The organism is Amycolatopsis minnesotensis, from assembly GCF_039529815.1.
Lineage (GTDB): Bacteria > Actinomycetota > Actinomycetes > Mycobacteriales > Pseudonocardiaceae > Amycolatopsis > Amycolatopsis minnesotensis.
Map to the genome: position 1 here is coordinate 56,392 of NZ_BAAANN010000014.1, position 20,494 is coordinate 76,885.

The 20,494-nt window shown below is 70.5% G+C and carries 16 protein-coding genes; 8 read left to right on the forward strand and 8 right to left on the reverse strand.

The features are described 5' to 3' along the window. Positions 1–58 precede the first annotated feature (58 nt). Positions 59–1,387 (forward strand): amidase, encoded by a 1,329-nt coding sequence (locus ABD256_RS18985; protein ID WP_344420078.1) that lies wholly within the window; start codon positions 59–61, stop codon positions 1,385–1,387. A 738-nt stretch (positions 1,388–2,125) separates the two neighbouring features. On the opposite strand, the gene ABD256_RS18990 is transcribed toward ABD256_RS18985, so the two are convergent. From ABD256_RS18990 to ABD256_RS19005, 4 genes are all read right to left on the reverse strand, one after another. Continuing rightward, the gene (locus ABD256_RS18990) at positions 2,126–3,088 is read right to left on the reverse strand and encodes a coiled-coil domain-containing protein (protein WP_344420080.1); all 963 of its coding nucleotides are present in this window, start codon (positions 3,086–3,088) and stop codon (positions 2,126–2,128) included. Positions 3,089–3,198: 110 nt separating this feature from the next. Then, positions 3,199–5,193, reverse strand: a complete 1,995-nt coding sequence (locus tag ABD256_RS18995) for an SDR family oxidoreductase (protein WP_344420082.1) — start codon at positions 5,191–5,193, stop codon at positions 3,199–3,201. Positions 5,194–5,285: 92 nt separating this feature from the next. Further along, positions 5,286–6,008, reverse strand: a complete 723-nt coding sequence (locus ABD256_RS19000) for a class F sortase (RefSeq protein WP_344420084.1) — start codon at positions 6,006–6,008, stop codon at positions 5,286–5,288. A gap of 5 nt (positions 6,009–6,013) precedes the next feature. Next, positions 6,014–7,447 (reverse strand): MSCRAMM family protein, encoded by a 1,434-nt coding sequence (locus ABD256_RS19005; RefSeq protein WP_344420086.1) that lies wholly within the window; start codon positions 7,445–7,447, stop codon positions 6,014–6,016. A gap of 307 nt (positions 7,448–7,754) precedes the next feature. On the opposite strand from ABD256_RS19005, the gene ABD256_RS19010 reads away from it, so the two are divergent. From ABD256_RS19010 to ABD256_RS19020, 3 genes are all read left to right on the forward strand, one after another. Beyond that, on the forward strand, positions 7,755–8,582 hold the full coding sequence (locus tag ABD256_RS19010) for a Bax inhibitor-1/YccA family protein (RefSeq protein WP_344420088.1): 828 nt from the start codon (positions 7,755–7,757) through the stop codon (positions 8,580–8,582). A gap of 135 nt (positions 8,583–8,717) precedes the next feature. Beyond that, on the forward strand, positions 8,718–9,437 hold the full coding sequence (locus ABD256_RS19015) for an LppU/SCO3897 family protein (RefSeq protein WP_344420090.1): 720 nt from the start codon (positions 8,718–8,720) through the stop codon (positions 9,435–9,437). Between the two features lie 103 nt (positions 9,438–9,540). Next, positions 9,541–10,149 (forward strand): LppU/SCO3897 family protein, encoded by a 609-nt coding sequence (locus ABD256_RS19020; protein WP_344420092.1) that lies wholly within the window; start codon positions 9,541–9,543, stop codon positions 10,147–10,149. 843 nt (positions 10,150–10,992) lie between these two features. Here ABD256_RS19020 and ABD256_RS19025 read toward each other — a convergent pair. Further along, on the reverse strand, positions 10,993–11,430 hold the full coding sequence (locus ABD256_RS19025; RefSeq protein WP_344420094.1) for a hypothetical protein: 438 nt from the start codon (positions 11,428–11,430) through the stop codon (positions 10,993–10,995). A gap of 184 nt (positions 11,431–11,614) precedes the next feature. On the opposite strand from ABD256_RS19025, the gene ABD256_RS19030 reads away from it, so the two are divergent. Continuing rightward, entirely contained in the window at positions 11,615–12,883 is a 1,269-nt protein-coding gene (locus tag ABD256_RS19030; RefSeq protein ID WP_344420096.1) for a YeeE/YedE family protein, read from the forward strand. 288 nt (positions 12,884–13,171) lie between these two features. Continuing rightward, on the forward strand, positions 13,172–14,701 hold the full coding sequence (locus tag ABD256_RS19035; protein WP_344420098.1) for a DHA2 family efflux MFS transporter permease subunit: 1,530 nt from the start codon (positions 13,172–13,174) through the stop codon (positions 14,699–14,701). Positions 14,702–14,929: 228 nt separating this feature from the next. On the opposite strand, the gene ABD256_RS19040 is transcribed toward ABD256_RS19035, so the two are convergent. The 3 genes from ABD256_RS19040 to ABD256_RS19050 all read right to left on the reverse strand — a co-directional run bounded on the left by ABD256_RS19040 (position 14,930) and on the right by ABD256_RS19050 (position 17,074). Then, positions 14,930–15,151, reverse strand: a complete 222-nt coding sequence (locus tag ABD256_RS19040) for a helix-turn-helix domain-containing protein (protein ID WP_344420101.1) — start codon at positions 15,149–15,151, stop codon at positions 14,930–14,932. Then, positions 15,151–15,777, reverse strand: coding sequence for a hypothetical protein (locus ABD256_RS19045; RefSeq protein WP_344420104.1), 627 nt, complete (start codon positions 15,775–15,777; stop codon positions 15,151–15,153). The genes ABD256_RS19040 and ABD256_RS19045 overlap by 1 nt, the downstream gene beginning before the upstream one ends. A 76-nt stretch (positions 15,778–15,853) precedes the next feature. After that, a complete protein-coding gene (locus ABD256_RS19050) occupies positions 15,854–17,074 on the reverse strand; it encodes an acetyl-CoA C-acetyltransferase (protein ID WP_344420107.1) in 1,221 nt (406 codons plus the stop codon). A 383-nt stretch (positions 17,075–17,457) separates the two neighbouring features. Between ABD256_RS19050 and ABD256_RS19055 the strand changes: the two genes are divergently transcribed. Then, positions 17,458–18,828, forward strand: a complete 1,371-nt coding sequence (locus ABD256_RS19055) for a cystathionine beta-synthase (RefSeq protein WP_344420111.1) — start codon at positions 17,458–17,460, stop codon at positions 18,826–18,828. A gap of 122 nt (positions 18,829–18,950) precedes the next feature. After that, positions 18,951–20,441: a hypothetical protein gene (locus ABD256_RS19060; RefSeq protein WP_344420113.1), complete on the forward strand. Its 1,491-nt coding sequence runs from the start codon at positions 18,951–18,953 to the stop codon at positions 20,439–20,441. The last annotated feature ends 53 nt before the right edge of the window (positions 20,442–20,494 follow it).

Genomic DNA, 20,494 nt, shown 5'->3' on the forward strand with positions numbered 1-20,494 from the left:
CGAGGATCCTCCGCCCGCGGTCGTTTTCCCACCGCGTCAGCACGGATAAGGTCCGGTCATGGACACGGACCCCAGCACCGCGGCGGAGCTAGCCCGATCCGTCCGCGACGGCAGGCTCGACCCCGTCGACGTCACGAAGCGCGCACTGCACGGGATCGCGGCGGCGGATCGCGTGGTCGGCGCGTTCCGGCGGGTGCGGGCCGGGGAGGCGATCGCCGAAGCGGCCGAGGTCCGCGACCGCGCCGACCTGGCGACCCTGCCGCTCGCGGGCGTGCCGGTCGCGGTCAAGGACGTCACCGATATCGCGGGAGAGCGCACTTCGTGGGGTTCGGCGCACGAGAGCCCGGCCGCCGTCGCGGACGGGGAGATCGCGCGGCGGCTGCGGCGGGCGGGCGCGGTGATCGTCGGCATCACGCGGGTCCCCGAGCTGTGCGCCTGGCCGATGAGCGACGGGCCGGACGGGATCGCGCGCAACCCGTGGAACCCGGCCCGCACCGCGGGCGGGTCCTCCGGCGGCAGCGCGGCGGCGGTCGCGGCGGGGCTCGTGCCGATCGCGCACGGCACCGACGGGCTCGGCTCGGTGCGGCTGCCGTCCGCGATGTGCGGGCTGGTCGGGATCAAGCCGGGCGCCGGGGTGATCGCCGAGCCCGGCCAGGCGGGCTGGTTCGGGATGTCCTCGCACGGCGCGCTCGCCACCACCGTCACCGATGCGGCGCTGCTCCTCTCGGTGCTCGCGGAACGCCCCGACCTCGCCGAGCCGGGCGACCCGAGCCCGCTCAAGATCGCTTTGTCGACAATGCAGCCGACGAGAATGCCGATCCCGCGCCCGCTCGCCGCGGCCGTCGGCACGACCGGTGAGCTGCTCGCCCGCGTCGGCCACCACCTCACCGAGGCGACGCCGCGCTACGGCGTCGAACCGGTGCTGGGCATCTCGACCCGCTGGTTCGCCGGGCCCGCGCAGCAGGTGCGGGACTGGGACCGGAGCGTGTTGCAACGCCGCACCAGGACGCTCGTGCGCGCCGGTGCCGCGCTGAACGCCCTGCACCTGATCCGCCCCGGCACCAAGCGCCGCTGGGTCGCGCGCGCCGAGGAGTTCTTCGCCGAGCACGACGTGCTGGTGACCCCCATGCTCGCGACGCTGCCGCCGAAAGCGGGCCCGTGGCACCAGCGGTCGTGGGCGGCGAACGCGTCCCCGTCGCTGCGGGTCGCCGCGTTCGCCGGGCTGTGGAACCTCGCCGGGTTCCCCGCGCTGACCGTGCCTGCCGGGCGGCATCCGTCGGGCCTGCCGATCGGCGTCCAGCTCGTCGCCGCGCCGGGCGGGGAAGCACGCCTGCTGGGCCTGGCCGCCCAGCTCGAACGCCTCAACCCGTGGCCGCGCCTGCCCTGACGGCGCCTGCCCCGAAGGTGCCCCTCGGGGACTTGGATGCCCCGAAGGTCGCAGTGATGATGTGTGCGCGTCGACTCCGGTGCGATGGGTGGCGGAAGCGCGGAGCCGCCCGGGAGTCGCCGGAGGCTTGGTCCCTGAAGGTCGCCTTCGGGGAAGCTGACGCCGCGATCTCGCCCCTCGCGGCACGCGGCATGGTTCTGCGTATGCCCTGAAGGTGCCCTTCGCGGCGTCAGATTCCCCGAAGGCCACAGTGATGTGTGCGCGTCGGTTCCGGTGAGGTGGGTGGCGGATGCGTGGAGCCGCCCGGGGCCTTGGTCTGTGAAGGGCGCCTTCGGGGAATCTGACGCCGCGATCTCGCCCCTCGTGGCGTGCGGCGTGGTGGTGCTGATGCCCTGAAGGTGACCTTCGCGGCGTCAGATTCCCTCCAGGGCACCTTCAGGGCATGCGCCCTGGAGCGGAGCAGCCCCGGTGAAGGCCGCATCCGCGGCATGCACATCCCTGAAGGCCCCTGCAGGGGCCTTCAGCGCGGACGGGGGAAGAGGCGCGGGCGGCGAAATCCCAGCGCATGCCCTGAAGGTCACCTTCGCGGCGTCAGATTCCCCGAAGGGCACCTTCAGGGCATGCGCAGCGGACCTCACCTCGGCCTCTATAGGAGCATCCTTCAGGGGCATCGCGCGGCGGACCCCACCTTGGCCTCTGCAGGAGCATCCAGAGCGGTGCGGCGCCCTGGGAAAAGCGTCAGCTCTTGGCGGCGGCCTTCACGGCTTTCGCGTTGACGACCGTGGGGTCGTCTTCGCCGACCGGGTTCGCGTTGACCACGGACTCCTCCTTGAGCGCCTTCAGCAGGTGCTCGTCGCGCTTGAGGAGCTGGTCCGCCTTGCTGAGGCTGGTCAGCGCGTGCTCGCGGACCTTCGCCAGCCGCTCCACGCGGTTCGTGGCTTCCTTCGTGCGCCACTCAGCGTCGGCCTTCGCCTTCTCGACGCGGCTCTTCGCCTCCGCGGTCGCTTCGTCGACGAGCCGCTTCGCTTCGGCTGTCGCCTCCGCGATCCGCCGCTCCGCCTGGTTCTTGCTCGCCGTGCGCGTGTCGGCGACGTGCTTCTCCAGCGACGCCCGCTCCGCGGTCATCTTCGCGTCGAACTCGCGCTCGATCGCGCGCCGCTTGCGCTCCGCTTCAGCGTCGAGCAGCTCGCGCCGCCGTGCCGCTTCGACGGTCAGCTTCTCGACCTCGGATTTGGTCGTCGACAACGCTTTCTCGTGCTCGGCGTGCAGCGCTTCGGCGTGCGTGTCCAGCTCGCCGATCAGCTTCTGGTAGCGCTCGCGCAGCTTGCTCGACGCCTCCGTGGTGCCTGCCCAGTGCTCCTCGGTGGCGATCTGCGCCCGCTGGGTGATCTCCTCGGCGCGCGTGTTCGCCAGCGTCGCCGTGCGCTGCATGCGCTCGTCGAGGTCCTCCAGCCGCTCCGGCGGCTTCATCAGCTCGTCGACGCGGGTGCGCAGCCGCAGGATCTCACCGCGCGCGTTCTCCAGCTCGCGCGACAGGGTGCTCGCCTGCGCCATCGAGGCGTCCCGATCGGCGACGATCCGCCTCAGATGCGCCTCGACGTGATCCAGGTACTGGCGCACCTGGTTGCGGTCGAACCCGTGCCACGCCTGGTCGTACTCCCGTCGCAGGGGAAGCAGCCCACCGTCTCGCTCCGAAACCATGGCCCCGACGGTACCCGCGCACAGGGTGTCAGCAGTGTTAGCCCGGGCCGAGACAACCCGCACATGGGATATTTCCTACCCGCACAGCCCAGCTACCCACCGTGAGCGCCTCACCAGTGGAACCCGCGCGTCAGCTTGGCGAGCGTGGCCGCCGCCTTCGACAGGTGCTTTTCACCGCGCCCGATCTTGAGCCCGCCGGACCCGCCCGCGGCCGCGGAGTCGGGGAAGATGCGGAAGCCCTGGTACGCGACGGCATCGGTCAGGCCGGGAAGCAGCGTGTACGCGAGCCCGATGGTGCGGCCCTCCGGTGTCCCGATGTGCTTGGGACGGTCCTTCAGCGCCTTGATGACCATGTCCGCGGCCTGGTCCGGCGACTTCGTCGGGAACGCGTCGTAGATCTTCGTCGGCCGGATCATCGGCGTGCGCACCAGCGGCATGTGGATCGTGGTGAACGTGATCCCGTCACCGTGCGTTTCGGTCGCCGCGATCCGCGAGAAGTAGTCGAGTGCCGCCTTGGACGCCGCGTACGCGGAGAACCGCGGTGCGATGCCCTGCACGCCGATCGACGACACGTTGACGATGTGCCCGAACTTGCGCTCCGACATGTGCGGCAGCACCGCGAGGATCAGCCGCACCGCGCCGAAGTAGTTGATCGCCATCGCGCGCTCGTAGTCGTGGAAGCGGTCGTAGGACAGCCTGATGGAGCGGCGGATCGACCGGCCGGCGTTGTTCACCAGCATGTCGATCCGGCCGTGCTCGGCGAGCATCTTCTCGACCGTCTTGTGCACCGACTCCTCGTCGGTCAGGTCCGCCGGGTACACCGACGCGCTCCCGCCCGCGGCGACGATCTCGTCGCGCACTTCTTCGAGTTCGTGCTGGCGCCTCGCCACGAGCAGCGGGACCCCGCCCGCCGCGGCGACCTTGAGCGCGGCCGCCCGCCCGATCCCGGACGACGCGCCGGTGATGATCACGCGCCTGCCGTCGAGTTCGCCCCGGGGGCCGTGCTTGCGCGCGCGGAACGGGTCGAGGTGCTCGCGCCAGTACCGCCACAGCGTCGCCGCGTAGTCGTCGAGCCGCGGCACGTCGACCCCGGACGCCGCCAGCGCCTTGCGCGTGCTCGCCGAGGCGAACACGGACGGGAAAGCCATGGTTTCCAGCAGCACGGGCGGAATCCCGAACCGCTCCAGCACCGCGTCGCGCGCGATCGTGAACCCGGGAATGTGCTCGCTGAGCTTCACCAGGCCCAGCACGCCCTTCGAGACCCGCTCGTCGAGTTCGACGGTGATCGCCGGCGCGCCGGCGGCCTTCGCGAACGCGTTGTAGACCGAGGTCACCGGCTGCGGCTCCGGGCTGACAAGGTGGAACGCCCGCCCGTCGAGGCCGTCGGTGGTGATGAGCGTCAGCATCGCCTTCGCCACGTAGTCGACGGGCACGACGTTCGTGTCGCCGAGGCCGGGGCCGACGACCGGCAGGTTCGGCAGCGAGGCCAGCCTGCTGATCGCGGGGAACAGGTAGTACGGGCCGTCGATCTTGTCCATTTCGCCGGTCTCGGAATGCCCGACGACGACCGCGGGCCGGTACACCCGCCACGGCACCTCGTGCTGCTCGCGCACCAGCCGCTCGGCCTCGAACTTCGTGCGGTGGTACGGCGTCGGCAGGCGCTGCCCCGCGTCGAACATCTCCTCGGTGAAGACGCCTTCGTGGTCACCGGCGACGGCCACCGAGGACACGTGGTGCAGGCAGCCCGCGCGCAGGTCCGCGGCGAGCGCGATGACCTGCTGGGTGCCTTCGACGTTGGCCTTGACGCTCGTCTCGTCGTCGGCGGTCAGGTCGTAGAGCGCGGCCAGGTGCACGACGTGGTCGACCTCGCCGCGAAGCTGGTCGCGGGCGCTTTCGCCGACGCCGAGCAGATCCCGCGAGAGGTCGCCGGTGACGAGCGTGACCTTGCCGGGGTTCGGCCACTTGGCGACGAGCCCGGCGAGCCGGTCCTGTGAGGACTCGCGCACGAGCAGCGCGACGCGGTCGACGTCTTCGCGTTCGAGCAGCAGCCGCGTGAAATGGCGGCCGATCAGGCCGGTCGCACCGGTCACGAGATAGCTGGCCATTCAGTCGCCTCCGAATCCGTCACGGACACCCGCATTCTGCTGCATGGTCTGCCGGGTGGCCACCGTCGGAGGGTGCCGAAGTTACCGGCGGGTCAGGCCGGATCGGCGAGCACGACCCTGTTCTCCGCGTACCCGGTCTGCCCGCCGACCCATTTCCCGCCGCACGTCACCAGCACGACCCGGTGCGGGCCCGCCTGGCTGAACAGCTCGTCGGCGCGCTGCGGGAGCTCGTCCTTGTGCAGCGTGATGAGCTGCGAAACGCGGTAGGTCCACGGCTTCCCCGCCGCGTCGGTGATGGTGACCTCGCCGCCGGGGCTCGCGTCCCACAGCTCCGCGAACGGGCCGATCCCGCCACCCCAGTTGACGTGACCCGCGAACACGCTCGCCCCGTTCGGCGCGTCGAGCCCGGCGCCCCACCAGGTCGCCTGGTCGAGCCGCTCCGGGATGGGGAGCATCGCGTTCGGGCCCTGGATTTCCTTGCGCACCAAGGTCGCGGTGCCCCCGGCGGGCAGCAGGATGGTGCCGGGCCGCTGCCCGCGGACCGGCTCCTTCTTCGGCGGTGGTGGCGGCGGCGCGGGCTGACTGGCCACAGTGGACGGTGGCGCTTTCGGCGGTGGCGCGGGGGCGGCCGGGGGCGGCGCGACCGCGGCCGCGCGGGGCGTCACGGCCTGCGCGGGCGACGCGGTTCCGGCGATCACGTCCTTCGGCGGCCACGAGATCGACAGCAGTGCCACCGCTTCCACGAAGAGCAGGCTCGCCACCCCGAGGAAGAACGAGGTGACGAGCCTTGAGGGGCGTTGCCGTTGCCTTCGCACGCGGGTTACCTGGTGAACCGCCGCCGCGCGACGAACCCGACCAGCGCCGAGCCGAGCACCGCGATCCCGGCGAGGCTCAGCACCCCGCCGGTGGACGGGCCGGTGTGCACCGCGCTGGTGATCATCGCGGCCGGTTTCGCACCGGCCGGGATCGCGCGCGGCACCTCGTTCGGCACGTTCTTGATCTCCAAAGCCAGCGTCTCGCCCGGTTTGACCTCGCCGCACGCCGACGGCGGGTTCGCCGCGTCGAACGCGTCGCCGTAGCCGTTCGGCGCGCTCACCTCGACCACGCAGATTTCCTGCGGCGTCTTGAGATCCGGCACCGTCGCCTTGCCGCCTTCGCCCTCGGTGGTGAGCACCGCGGGCTTCCCGTCCGGCCCGGACAGCGGCTTGCCGTCCTGGCCGAGCGCGGCGGCGGTCCGGTCCTTCGCGGTCAGCCGCAGCACCGCGCCCGGGATGCCCTTGCCGGTCCTGCTGTCGAGCTTCGTGACGGCGACGATCCCCGGCTTGGTCTTCGCCTTGACGGTGCCCGCCGCGGTGAGCTTCTTCTCGCCGCCGGTGGACACCACGCGCTGGGTGTCGACCTCGACCGGCGCCTGCACGTACGGCCGGTCGGCAGGTCCGGACAGCGTCGTCTCCACCTTCGGGTGCTCACCGGTGGGCAGCACCTTGACGTTCGCCGTGCCGTCCTCGCCGGTGGTGACCGTGCCGGTGCTCTTCCCGTTCTCGAGCGTCGCGCCGGTCAGCTTCAGCGTCACCGGGACCTTCGCGACGCCCTTCTTCGCGGCGTTGAGCACGCCGAGCTTCCAGTCGTCCGCGGTGCCGATCGTCTGCTCTTCCTTGGGCGGCGTCACCGATGTGGTCCACGGGCCGCGGTTGGTCTCGGCCTCCTCGCGCAGCTTGCCGACGGCCTCCTTCGCGGCGGGCGAGACCCCGCCGAGCTGGTCGAAGTGGCGCTTTTCGTCGTAGGCGACCGTGCGGAAGCTGTTCGACGGGGCGAGGTCGTCCTGCCCGTCGCGATGGGGCGAGGTCCACGAATGCAGCAGGTGCGCGAGCGCGGCGGCCTCGTCCTTGTTCTTCGTGTCGCCGTAGCGCAGCAGCAGGTAGGAGATGTCCGCGGCGACGCCGGGGGACAGCGGTTCGCCCCATTTGGTCTTGAGCTCGTCGCCCGGCTGGTACTTCTCGTCCGTGTCCGGCGCCTTGTACTCGAACTCGACGCAGAACACCTGCTTGCCGCCGACCTCGTAGGAGCCGAGCCAGTCCGCGGAGCGGTCCTTGCCGCCGTAGGGCTGGCCTGGCTTCACCTCGACGCCGGTCTTCTGCTTGAAGTCCGCCGACGCGGTGCCCGCCGTCGTCACCAGCGTCAGGCTGCCGAGGAGGGACACGGTCAGTAGTCCCAGTGCCGCGCGCGCGGCCGTGGGTCGCTTGGTCCGGCCCATGACGTGCTGACTCCCGTCCTGAAAGAAAACGACTCGATCGGTTAGGTCCCCGACACGCCTTGTGGTGATCATGCGACCACACCCCGTGAGAATCGCTCGTCAGGTCACCCGATAGCAATCCGCCATGGGACTGACGGCGGATGAACGGCACGTGATCTGCGCCGACCGGCGTGCGGCACCTTTGCGGATAGGTGTCTACTGGGGCCAGCGAGCTGATATGAGTAAAGTCGTCTTTACCCGACGGGAACCGGCGGCCCCCCGCGGACGTTGAACCCGATGCAGGTGCCAGTAGGTCCAGGAGGATCAGGTGCGTTCCACGAGCAACCCCGCGTTCCGCAAGCTGCCGGTCGGCGGCGCGGGACAAGGCCAGTACGGGCCGAACGTAGGCTTCAACCAACCGCAGGGCGGTATCCCCGGATACGGCGCCCCGCAGACGGCTTCGGGCGCCGACGACCGGCCGATGACCGTGGACGACGTCGTCATCAAGACCGGGCTGAGCCTCGGCACGGCGCTGGTCACCGGCGTCATCGCGGCCGTGTGGGCGATGGGCCAGGCCGCGGACAGGGCGCTGGGCCCGGTGCTCGGCGTGATGATCGGCGGCATGCTGGTCGGCCTCGTGCTGTCGCTGGTGATGATCTTCCGCCAGAAGCCGAGCGGCGTGATGACGCTGGCGTACTCGGCCGTGGAAGGCGTTTTCCTCGGCGCCGTCACCGGTCTGTTCGAGTTCATCAAGCCCGGGATCGCGCTGCAGGCGATCATCGGCACCGCCGGTGTCTTCATCACGATGCTGGTCGTCTACAAGACCGGTGCGATCAAGGTCACCCCCAAGCTCACCAAGTGGATCATCGGCGCCACCGCGGGTGCCGCGATCCTGATGCTGTTCAACCTGCTGATGAGCGCCTTCGGCGTGCAGACCGGCCTTCGTGGCGGCGGCACGCTCGGGATCGTCATCAGCCTGGTCATCATCGGCATCGCGGCGTTCAACTTCCTGCTCGACTTCGACATGGCCGACCGGATGATCCGCGAGGGCATGCCGTCGAAGTGGGCTTGGTTCGCCGCGTTCGGCCTGATGACCACGCTGGTCTGGCTCTACCTCGAAATCCTGCGGTTGCTGTACTACCTGAACAACGACTAGCAATCGCCGCGCGGTGAAGGGCATCCGGTACCGACCGGGTGCCCTTCGTCATTTCCGGGCCCGCCACCGGCGGCGCGGCGCGTGCCGTGTTTGATTGCCGGCGTCCCGTTCACTCTTCAGTGTGAGGTGCGCGCCGTGAGCGTTCCCCCTCCTGGCCAGCCCGGCCAGCCGAATCCCTACGGTCAAGGGGCGCCGGGTGGCCAGTACGGCCAGCAGGCGCCAGACCAGGGCGCGCCGCCTCCGGCGCCCGGACAGCAGGCGCCCTACGGCACGCCGCCGCAGGGACAGCAGCCGATGCAGGGCTTCCCGCCCGCGCCGGGCGAGCCGATCCGGCCGAAGCGCAAGCTCGTGTGGCTGCGGATCGTGCTGCCCGTCGTGGTCGTCATCGCGGGCGCGATCGTGGGCATCGTCCAGTTCTCGTCGAGTCCGGTGAACGCCGCGGTCGGCGACTGCCTCAGCGTCCCGAAGTTCACCACCAGCTTCAGCGGCGACAACCAGCCGAAGAAGGTCGACTGCGGTGCCGCGGACGCGAACGTGAAGGTCGCGGCGAAGTACGACGACGGCAACGCCGCCTGCCCCGCGCCCGACTACGACCACCTCACGATGGAAAAGCCGTCGGCGAAGCTGTGCGTGGTGATCAACGCGAAGCAGGGCGACTGCTTCGCCAACGTCACCTCCAAGACCGAGGGCTACCTCAAGGTCTCGTGCGCCGATCCGAAGGCGGAAGCCGAGTTCGCCAAGGTGGTCGAAGGCAAGGCCGACGAGCAGTTGTGCGCCGAAATCGAGGGCGCGACGCCGCTGTCGTACCCGGAGCCGCCGATCACCTTCTGCCTCCGCGAGCCCAAGGCGACCTGAGCCGTTCCGCCGGGCGGGAGTGCTTTCCTTCCGCGAGCCCGCCCGGCGGCTTCCCGTGTTTTCATGGACGGGTGCCTTCGCCGAGCCCCGTCCGAGACCGGTCGTGACCGTTCCCCCGCACGACCGGAACGCTGACCCCGCCCCGCCCTCCGGCGGCCAGCTTGGTCCACAGTGGACTCCCCAGGCGCGGGTCCGCCGCCTGCCGCCGTGGCTGCTCGTCGCCGTCCCGGTCGCCGTGCTCGCCCTCGCGGTGACCTTCCTGGTGGTCAAGCTGTCCTCGCAGCCGTTGTCGGCCGAGGTCGGGGACTGCCTCGACGTGCACGTCGTCGATCCGAGCCCGGCGCGGGCCGACCAGGCGGACCAGGCCGACTGCGGCGCGGCGGAAGCGAACGTGAAGGTCGCGGTGAAATACCCCGACGCCGACCAGGACTGCCCCGCGCGCGGATACGAATTCATCTACGTCGGCAGGCCCAAGAGCAAGCTGTGCCTGGTGATCAACGCGCGCCAGGGCGACTGCTTCGCGGGGCTCAGCTCGGGGACCGAACCCTACCGGCGGGTGCCGTGCACCGACGCGAAGGCGGAACGCCAGTTCGCCAAGATCGTCGAGGGCGAAGTGAACGAAGAACTGTGCGAAGGCGTCGACGGCGCGACCGCGGTGACCTTCCCCCAGCCGCCGATCACCTTCTGCCTGGTGAAACCGAAAACGATCTGACCGGGTCCGCGGACGCGCTTTTTCGCGGGCGCGGGATACCTCGTGTCGCCTGCTCGCGGCGAAGGAGCCGGCGAGCGCGTTTAGCCCGCTAACTGCACGCCGGGGCGCTTTCCGATCGGGAGCAGTGCCCCATTCCCTGAAGGTCGCCTTCAGGGACTTGAGCCCCTCGAAGCCTCCCCTCGCACGCTTCGACCTCGCTGCAGGCATGCCCCGAGGGGAGCCTTGGGGGAATCTGATGCCGCGAAGGCGTCCTTCAGGGCATGGGGGCGCTGTGTCGGATGGCGCGAGGGGCGAGATTGCGGCGTCAGGTGCTCCGAAGGCGTCCTTCGGGGAAGGGGCGTGGTGTCGTGCGCTGCCAGGGTGTCTTGCAGGGGATGCACTGGATTTCCCGAGCTCGCGCTTCTTCCTCGTTGCCACGCGCATGCCCCGAGGGGAGCCTTGGGGGAATTTGATGCCGCGAAGGCGTCCTTCAGGGCATGGGGGTCGCTGTGTTGGATGGCGTGAGGGGCGAGATTGCGGCGTCAGGTGCTCCGAAGGCGTCCTTCGGGGAAGGGGCGTGGTGTCGTGCGCTGCCAGGGTGTCTTGCAGGGGATGCACTGGATTTCCCGAGCTCGCGCTTCTTCCTCGTTGCCACGCGCATGCCCCGAGGGGAGCCTTGGGGGAATTTGATGCCGCGAAGGCGTCCTTCAGGGCATGGGGGTCGCTGTGTTGGATGGCGTGAGGGGCGAGATTGCGGCGTCAGGTGCCCCGAAGGCGCCCTTCGGGGAATCCGCACCCGCGACGCCGCCCCCATCCAGCGCCACGAGACGCCCACGAGACGCGCCACGAGACGCCCAGGTCGAGCTAGCCCTCGTCGTCATCCGATTCGGGAGCGGCGCGCCGGGAGTGGCGGCGCGGCAGCACGAGCGCGGTCAGCAGGAGTGCTCCGGCGGCCATCGCCGCGTTGGTGAACCCGGCCTGCATGTCCGGGATGACCAGCTCGTCGTCGACCGCGCGCAGCGCCCACAGCCCCACCGGGACCACGCACACCAGCCAGCCGAGCACGACGAGCAGCCGCCACCGCGCCAGCACGCCCATCGCGGCGAGCACCACGCTCGCCACGAGCGTCAGCGCGATCGAGGCGAACCAGTTCGGCGTCGTGTGCGAGGGGTTCGAGGTCACCAGGTCGGCCAGCGCCAGATCCGACGCGTGGTGCCCGTCCTGCCACGGTTTCGAGCACCCGACGACCACGCCGGTCACCGCGATCAAGGCGAACAGCACTGCGAGCACGAACCGCACCATGATCGTGAGCCTATGGCCGCACCGCCGGGTCGTCGTGACGGCCTGCCTGGACGTCCGCGATCTGCTGTCCGATCGTCCTTTTCACGCTCCGTGTCGCACTCTGTGGGACGAGCTGCCCCGGCACCGGGATCGGCCCTACCTTGATCCGGTCCTGCTCCGTGATCTAGCACCTCGGGAGTGCACGGTGACCGCGACCGAAACCGACTCCACCGGCAGCTATCTGCTCAGCTCACCGACGTCCTGCGCGGCCCCGGTGCCGTCACCGGAGGAACCGGTGAAGGTCGTGCCGCTCGCCGTGGCGGGTGTGCTCTCGGTGGGCCTCACCTGGTTCGTGTGGGCGAGCTACGGCGCCAAGTTCGGCGTGCTGCTCGCGCTGGGCCTGCTGCTCGGCCTCGCGCTGTTCCACTCGCGGTTCGGTTTCACCTCCGCGTGGCGCCAGCTCATCGCGGTCGGCAACGGGCAGGGCCTTCGCGCGCACACGCTGCTGCTCGGCACCGCGGCCACGGTCATCGCGTTGCTCGCGGGCACCGGCACCGGGCTGTTCGGCAGCGTCCCGAAGGCGACGGCGAGCCCGCTCGGCCTGGCGCTACTGGCAGGCGCGACGATCTTCGCGATCGGCATGCAGCTCGGTGGCGCGTGCGCGTCGGGCACCCTGTTCGCGGTCGGCTCCGGTCAGTCGGCGATCGTGCTGACGCTCGGCGGGTTCGTCGCCGGTTCGGTGCTCTACACCTGGGCGTACCCGGTGCTGTCCGGCTGGCCGGAGCTGCCGGGCGTGCTGCTGGCCGACCACTTCGGGTGGTTCGGCTCGTGGGCGGTCACGATCGCGGTGCTGCTGCTGATCGTGGTGGCGACGAGGTTCGTGCAGCGCAGGCGGACCCCGCCGCCGGTCGGCGCGGTGCCGACCGCGCGCGGGTTCGCCAGGGTGGTCCGCGGTTCGTGGCCGATCCTCGTCGGCGCGGTCGTGCTCGGCCTGCTCGCGGGTGCGGTGTTCCTGGTCTCCGGCGGCATCTGGGGTGTCACGAGCGCGTTCAGCCTGTGGGGCGCGAAGCTGCTGCAGTTGTTCGGCCTGCACCCGGAAAGCTGGGAGTTCTGGCAGCAGAAGACGAACGCGGCGTCGCTGCGCGGCAGCGTCTGGCAGGACAAGAACAGCCTCACCGACATCGGCATCATGATCGGCGCCGCGGTCGCGGCCGCGGCGGCGGGCGCGTGGAAGATCCACAGCGAGATCCCGTGGCGCACCGCGCTCGCCGCGGTGCTCGGCGGGGTGCTGATGGGAATCGGCGCGCGAATGGCGGGCGGCTGCAACATCGGCGCCTACCTCGGCGGCATTTCCACCGGGAGCCTGCACGGCTGGCTGTGGGGCGTGTTCGCGCTCGGCGGCACCTGGATCGGACTGAAACTTCGTCCTGTGTTCGGGCTCACAAACCCCAAACCCTCCGACAGCATCTGCTGACCGAAAGCGACGAAATCCGTTTTCCCGCAACGTATCGCGGTCGGTGGCGCGCACTCCGTCACGGAATTCACCTGGTGCCGAAAAGATTGGCAGCGACCCGCCGGCTTTCGCTATCTTTGACGTACGCGCACTTCACCGCGGTGAAGCGCGCGTAGACCTGACGGGCTCGCCTGTGCAGCCGGGCCCATCACTTCGACGTCACGCGGTACGGGGAACCGCGTCTATCCGGTGCCGGACATCCTCGTCACCACCCGCACCGGGTCGGCCTCCTTCACCAGGAACGGATTTATGTCTACCCAAGAAATGAGCCCCGCCGCGGGCGACGAAAAGCTCGACGGCGCGGTGCTGAAGGTCGCCGGCGTCGTGGTGCTCGGCGCCATCATGGCCATTCTCGACACCACGGTGGTGAACGTCGCACTGCAGACGCTCTCCATCGAGTTCAAGGCCTCCTTCGACACCATCCAATGGGTCGCCACCGGCTACATGCTGGCGCTGGCCACCGTCATCCCGGTCACCGGCTGGGCGTCCGACCGGTTCGGCACCAAGCGCCTCTACCTGATCGCGATCGGGCTGTTCCTGATCGGCTCGATGCTCGCTGGCCTCGCCTGGGACATCGAGTCGCTGATCATCTTCCGGGTGCTGCAGGGGCTCGGCGGCGGCATGCTGATGCCCGCGGGCATGACGATCATGACCAAGGCGGCCGGACCGCAGCGCATCGGCCGCGTGATGGCGGTGCTCGGCGTGCCGATGCTGCTCGGCCCGATCGGCGGGCCGATCCTCGGCGGCTGGCTCGTCGACGCGGTGAGCTGGCGCTGGATCTTCTACATCAACCTGCCGATCGGCCTCATCACGTTGGCACTGGCGTGGCGCATGCTGCCGAAGGACAAGCCGGAGCCGTCGCAGAAGTTCGACTTCCCCGGCATGCTCATGGTTTCGCCCGGCCTCGCGCTGCTGATCTTCGGCGTCTCGAAGATCCCGTCCGCGGGCGGGGTCAGCGCGCCGGAGGTGTGGGCGCCGGTCGTCGTCGGGGTGGCGCTGCTGATCGCGTTCCTGATGCGGGCCGGCAAGGTCCCGAACCCGCTGATCGACCTGAAGCTGTTCAAGGACCGGACCTTCTCGGTCGCGATGATCACCATGACGTTCTTCTCGGTGGCGTTCTTCGGCGCGATGCTGCTGCTGCCGAACTACTTCCTGCTGGTGCGCGGGGAGACCACGCTGCAGGCCGGGCTGCTGCTCGCGCCGCAGGGCCTCGGCGCGATGATCACCATGCCGCTCGCGGGCAGGATGGTGGACAAGATCGGCGTCGGCAAGATCGTGATCCCCGGCCTCGTGGCGCTCGTGGCCGGCCTGGTGGTGTTCACGCAGATCACCGCGACCACCTCGTACCCGCTGCTGCTCGGCTCGTTGTTCGTGCTCGGCCTCGGCATGGGTGCCACGATGATGCCGATCATGTCGGCGGCGCTGCAGACGTTGCAGCCAAAGGACATCGCCCGCGCCTCGACCGCGACGAACATCATCCAGCAGACCGCGGGCGCGATCGGTGCCGCGGTGATGTCGATCATCCAGGCGGCGCTGCTCGCCACGAAGTTCGGCGTGCCGACCAGCGACGGCCAGATCGCGGCCACCATCGCGGTGGCGAACCCCGCCACGCACGAGGCGGCCGCGGCTTCCTCGGCCGACGCGTTCGGCACCACGTTCACCTGGGCGCTCGTGCTGACCGCGGCGTGCGTCATCCCGGCGCTGTTCCTGCCGAAGCGCAAGCCCGCGCTGCCCGCGGGCGTCGAAGGCGGACAGGCCGCCCCGGTCATGGTGCACTGACCTTCCGGACAGCCGGGCCGGATGCCCCCGAAGGGCCACCCTTCGGGGGCATCTGCGTTCCCTGAAGGCTTTTCTCGTGGCGGGTGCCCTGAAGAATGCTCCGGTAGCGGTCGGCGAGGTCCGCCGTGCACTCCCCGAAGGGGGCCTTCGGGGAATCTGACGCCGCGAAGGGCGCCTTCGGGACAAGCGCACACCCTGGATTCGCGGACCCGGTCAGGGGAGCGTCCGTCAGGGGAGGTGCCCGAGCAGATCGCCGGGCTGGCAGCCGAGGACGTCGCAGAGCTTCGACAGCGTGGAGAAGCGGATCGCCTTCGCCCTGCCGTTCTTGAGCACCGACAGGTTCACCACGGTCACGCCGACCCGGTCGGCGAGTTCGGTCAGCGTCATCCCGCGCGCGGCGAGCAGTTCGTCGAGGTGGACGGCGATGCGGTGCGCGTCCTCGGGCGGCATCAGACCGTGCCTTCGAGGTCTTCGTGCATGCGCACCCCGATCCGCAGGATCCTGGCGAAGGTCAGCGCGGCGGCACCGGCGAACGCCGACCACAGCGGGAACGCGCCGGCCCACAGGGACGTCCAGCTCGCCGGGCTTTCGAACGCGGCGCCGAGCAGCGTCGAACGGGCCGTCGCCGCGACGGCGGCGACGACGGCCGCGGCCACCGGCAGGTACCAGCCGAGTGCGGCGAGCCTGCCCGGCACGGCCTGGTCGTACGGGCCCTTCAGCGCGGCTCCGCGCAGGAACCGCAGCAGCAGCGCCAGCGCGCCGGCGGCCCACAGGTACCAGATCCAGCGATCGGCGAACCCGGACAGCCAGACACCGGTGCTCGCGTGGTCGAGGCAGGCTTCGGCGGAAGCCCCGCTGAGCCGCGCGCCCGGTTTGAGCGGGAAGCCGGTGCCGCCGGTGACCGACAGGCTGCCCGCGCTGTCGACGCAGGTCGTCCGCAGGCCGGGGCCGCTGACCAGCCCGCCAGGCCCGAACAGCACCAGCATGATCCCGAGCAGCGCGAACACGTACACGAACCACGAGCTGATCCTCGCGATCCCGGTCAGCGGTTCGAGTGGGTTGCGCTGCCTTGCCATTCTGCCCACCACCATATCGACTTTCGATGCTATCGAAAAACGATAGCATCGAAAGTCGATATGTGCCAGGCGGGTGCTAGCTGAGGCGCTCCAGCACCATGGCCATGCCCTGGCCGCCGCCGACGCACATGGTTTCGAGGCCCCACTGCTTGTCGTGGTGGCGCAGCGAGTTGATCAGCGTCGAGGTGATGCGCGCGCCGGTCATGCCGAACGGGTGGCCGACCGCGATCGCGCCGCCGTTGACGTTGAGCCGGTCGAGGTCGATGCCGAGGTCCCGGTACGACGGGATGACCTGCGCGGCGAACGCCTCGTTGATCTCGACGAGGTCGATGTCGCCGATCTGCTTGCCCGCGAGGGCAAGCGCGCGCTTCGACGCCTCGACCGGCCCGTAGCCCATGATTTCCGGTGACAGCCCGGAAACCCCGGTGGACACCACGCGCGCCAGCGGGGTGATGCCCAGCTCCTTCGCCTTCGTGTCGGACATGACGACCAGTGCGGCGGCGCCGTCGTTGAGCGGGCAGCAGTTGCCCGCGGTCACCCTGCCGTCGGGGCGGAACACCGGCTTCAGGCCCGAAACGCCTTCCAGCGTCACGCCGGCGCGCGGGCCGTCGTCGGCACTCACCACGGTGCCGTCCGGCAGGGTCACCGGCGTGATGTCCTTGGCCCAGAACCCGTCCGCGATCGCCTTCTCCGCGAGGTTCTGCGACCGGACGCCGAACTCGTCCATGTCCTCGCGCGTGACGTTCTTCAGCCGCGCCAGGTTCTCCGCGGTCTGGCCCATCGCGATGTAGACGTCGGGGAGCTGGCCGTTCTCGCGCGGGTCGGTCCACGAGTCCGCGCCCTTTTCGGCGGTCGCCTGCGTGCGGGCCTCGGCGTCGGCGAACAGCGGGTTGTGCGTGTCCGGCCACGAGTCCGCGCTGCCCTTCGAGAACCGCGAGACGGTCTCGACTCCGGCCGAGATGAACACGTCGCCTTCGCCGGCCTTGATCGCGTGCAGCGCCATCCGCGTGGTCTGCAGGCTCGACGAGCAGTACCGCGTGATGGTGCAGCCGGGAAGGTGGTCGTACCCGAGTTCGACGGCGACCGCGCGGCCCATGTTGAACCCGGATTCGCCGCCGGGGAGGCCGCAGCCGAGCATCAGGTCGTCGATATCGGCCGGATCGAGCTGGGGCACCTGGTCGAGCGCGGCGCGCACCATCTGCGCGGTGAGCTCGTCGGGGCGGGCGCTGACCAGCGACCCCTTGTTCGCCCTGCCGATCGGGGAACGGGCGGTGGCGACGATCACGGCTTCGGGCATGGCGGACACTCCCTTGTATCGGCGGCCTAGCGTGCTAAGCGGTTGCTCACCATCTTGCCGCTTCGGGCGCGCCAGACAAACCGAAACGCGACGCCTGCCACTTTCCGCGGCGCGCGCTGGGAGGATCTCGCGCGCGACCACCCGCCGATCAGCTCAACTCGCGGGGCGGTACGCACCGGAGTTCCTCGCGGCCGATCACCCGTCGCAACGGCAGGCCGTCGTCAACCTGCTCCGCGCCTGCCCGCGGATGCCGTTCGACCCGCCTTCACCAGGGGTGCCTTTCCCCGGCCGGTGCCGTCGGTGCTCCGCGCGGGCGGCACCGGCGTTTAGGCTTGCCCGGGCACTACGGCGCCGAGACCCGGCGCGCGAGAACAGGAGCTGTCGTGGAGTACGCCGAGCACATCGTCGACCTGGTGGGCAACACGCCGCTGGTCAAGCTGAACTCGCTGGCCGAGGGCCTCAAGCCGCTCGTGCTCGCGAAGGTGGAGTACGTCAACCCCGGCGGCAGCGTGAAGGACCGCATCGCGCTGCGCATGGTGGAGGCGGCCGAGGCATCCGGCGAGCTGCGCCCCGGCGGCACCATCGTCGAGCCGACCTCGGGCAACACCGGTGTCGGGCTGGCCATGGTCGCCCAGCGCAAGGGCTACCACTGCGTGTTCGTCTGCCCCGACAAGGTCAGCGAGGACAAGCGGAACGTCCTCAAGGCCTACGGCGCGCGGGTGGTGGTGTGCCCGACGGCCGTCGCGCCGGAGCACCCCGACTCCTACTACAACGTCTCCGACCGCCTCGTCCGCGAGATCGACGGCGCGTGGAAGCCGAACCAGTACGCGAACCCGGAGAACCCGGCGAGCCACTACCACTCGACCGGCCCCGAGCTGTGGAAGCAGACCGACGGGCGGATCACGCACTTCGTCGCGGGCGTCGGCACCGGCGGCACCATCTCGGGCACCGGGAAGTACCTCAAGGAGGTCTCCGAAGGGCGCGTGAAGATCGTCGGCGCGGACCCGGAAGGTTCCGTGTACTCCGGCGGCAGCGGCCGTCCCTACCTGGTCGAAGGCGTCGGCGAGGACTTCTGGCCGGAGACCTACGACCGCGGCATCGCCGACGAGATCATCCCGATCTCCGACGCCGACTCGTTCGACGTCACGCGCAGGCTCGCGCTCGAAGAGGGCCTCCTCGTCGGCGGCTCGTGCGGCATGGCGGTCGCCGCCGCGCTGCGCCTCGCCGAACGGGGCACCGAGGACGACGTGATCGTGGTGCTGCTCCCCGACGGCGGCCGCGGCTACCTCACCAAGGTGTTCAACGACGCGTGGATGTCGTCGTACGGATTCCTGCCGCCCGACTCGACCGGCGCCACCGTCGGCGACGTGCTGCGCCTCAAGGACGGCTCGCTGCCGGACCTGGTGCACAGCCACCCGAACGAGACCGTCGCCGAGGCCGTCGCCATCCTGAGCGAGTTCTCGGTCAGCCAGATGCCGGTGGTGAGCGCGGAACCGCCGGTGATGGCGGCCGAGGTGGTGGGCGCGGTCAACGAGCGCGAGCTGCTCGAAAGCCTGTTCACCGGCAAGGCCAACCTCGCCGACCGGCTCGAGCAGCACATGTCCCCGCCGTTGCCGACGATCGGCGCCGGGGAGCCGGTCGGCAGCGCGATGGACGCACTGTCCGGAGCCGACGGCGCGCTCGTGCTCGTCGACGGCAAGCCCGCGGGCGTGGTCACCAGGCACGATCTGCTCGGCTTCCTCGCCGGTCGGTGAGCCACCGGGAAAGGGATAGATCGCACGTCAGGTGCGGGGCGTTACGAGCGTGGTACACCCCTATCCGATAGCGTGTGCCCGAGTCAACGTTTAGGTCCTCTTCGAGGGGGTTCAAGACCCACATGAGTGCTCCGCAGCCACCGAACCAGCCGTGGGGTGGCGGGCAGCCACCGCAGGGCCCACCGAGTGGTCCCCAGCCCCAGCAAGACAGCCCGTTCGGCACACCGGAGCCCACCCAGGTGGTGCAGCCGGCGCAGCCGCAGAGCGGTGGTCAGTTCGGCGACACCCCCGAGCCGACGCAGGTCGTGCAGCCTGCCAAGCCCGATGAGTCGGGCGCGACGCAGATCGTCAACAACCCCAGCCAGAGCGACCCGAACGCCACCCAGATGGTGAGCCCGGCCGGTGAGGGCCCCGGCGCGGAGTCCACGCAGCTCGTGCCGCCCGGCTCGCAGCCGCCCGCGGCGATCCCGTACGCCCCGCCGCCGAGCGCGGCGGACAACCCCGCCGCGATGAACCCGCAGGGCGGCGGCTTCGGCCAGCCGGGCCCGCAGGGCGCCTTCGGGCAGCCCGGCCAGCCCGGTGGTTTCGGCCAGCCGGGGCAGCCGGGCGGCTTCGGCCAGCCGGGCGGGTTCGACCCGTCGCAGGGCCAGCAGGGTCCCGGTGGGTTCGGCCCGCCGCCCGGCCAGTTCGGGCCCCCGCCGGGACAGCCCGGCCCCGGTGGCTTCGGACCGCCCCCCGGCCAGTTCGGCCCGCCGCCCGGCGGTCCGGGCGGCAACAACCAGATGATCGCCATGATCATCGCCGGTGTGGTCGGCCTGCTGAGCTTGATCTCGGCCATCCTGGTGATCACCCTGTGGGCAGAAGTGGCCGACGTGCCGTCGGTGAGCGACGCGGTCGACCAGGCGCTGAAGCGATGCGACAGCCTCGGCAGCCGCGCGGAGCAGTGCCGCTCGATGGTCAACGCGCAGGCGGAGAAGGCCCCGTCCGTGGGGCCGCTCATCTTCTTCCTGATCGCGAGCCTGATCGGCTCGCTGGCCGGGCTCGCCGGTGGCGTGCTGATCTTCCTGAAGCAGAAGTTCAGCCACTTCGTCCTCGTCGGCGGCGGTTTCCTGCTCCTGCTCTTCTCGATCATCACCGGCGCGAAGTACAACTTCGTCGGCCGCATCGTGATCGACCTGATCATCGGCGTCATCATCCTCGGTGTCGGCGTGCTCGGATTCCTGCCGAACACCAAGGGTTTCCTGAACCTCGGCGGTGGCGCACCCGGCGGCTTCGGCGGTCCCGGCGGCCCTGGCGGCTTCGGTGGCCCCGGCGGGTTCGGCCAGCCCGGCCCGCCGCCGCCTCCCGGTGGCTTCGGCCAGCCCGGCCCGCCGCCGCCTCCCGGCGGTTTCGGTCAGCCCGGCCCGCCGTCCGGTGGCTTCCCGCCCCCCGGCGGTCCGCAGGGTCCGCCGTCCGGTGGCTTCCCGCAGCAGGGCCCTCCCGGCGGCTTCGGCCAGCCGGGCCAGCAGCCTGGTGGTTTCCCGTATCCCGGTGGCCCGCAGGGTCCGCCGTCCGGTGGGTTCGGTCAGCCCGGTCAGCCTGGTCAGCCGGGCCAGCAGCCCCCGCAGTGGTGAACTGAGCGGTACCAACGCCGATGCCCCGTCCGGATTCCGGGCGGGGCATCGGC

Excerpts from the sequence above, each read along its gene's own strand:
- ABD256_RS19025 (WP_344420094.1), bottom strand. The coding sequence starts at position 11,430 with ATGGTGCGGTTCGTGCTCGCAGTGCTGTTCGCCTTGATCGCGGTGACC.
- ABD256_RS19040 (WP_344420101.1), bottom strand. The coding sequence starts at position 15,151 with ATGCCGCCCGAGGACGCGCACCGCATCGCCGTCCACCTCGACGAACTG.
- ABD256_RS18990 (WP_344420080.1), bottom strand. The coding sequence starts at position 3,088 with ATGGTTTCGGAGCGAGACGGTGGGCTGCTTCCCCTGCGACGGGAGTAC.
- ABD256_RS19005 (WP_344420086.1), bottom strand. The coding sequence starts at position 7,447 with ATGGGCCGGACCAAGCGACCCACGGCCGCGCGCGCGGCACTGGGACTA.
- ABD256_RS19045 (WP_344420104.1), bottom strand. The coding sequence starts at position 15,777 with ATGGCAAGGCAGCGCAACCCACTCGAACCGCTGACCGGGATCGCGAGG.
- ABD256_RS18985 (WP_344420078.1), top strand. The coding sequence starts at position 59 with ATGGACACGGACCCCAGCACCGCGGCGGAGCTAGCCCGATCCGTCCGC.
- ABD256_RS19060 (WP_344420113.1), top strand. The coding sequence starts at position 18,951 with ATGAGTGCTCCGCAGCCACCGAACCAGCCGTGGGGTGGCGGGCAGCCA.
- ABD256_RS19035 (WP_344420098.1), top strand. The coding sequence starts at position 13,172 with ATGTCTACCCAAGAAATGAGCCCCGCCGCGGGCGACGAAAAGCTCGAC.
- ABD256_RS19050 (WP_344420107.1), bottom strand. The coding sequence starts at position 17,074 with ATGCCCGAAGCCGTGATCGTCGCCACCGCCCGTTCCCCGATCGGCAGG.
- ABD256_RS18995 (WP_344420082.1), bottom strand. The coding sequence starts at position 5,193 with ATGGCCAGCTATCTCGTGACCGGTGCGACCGGCCTGATCGGCCGCCAT.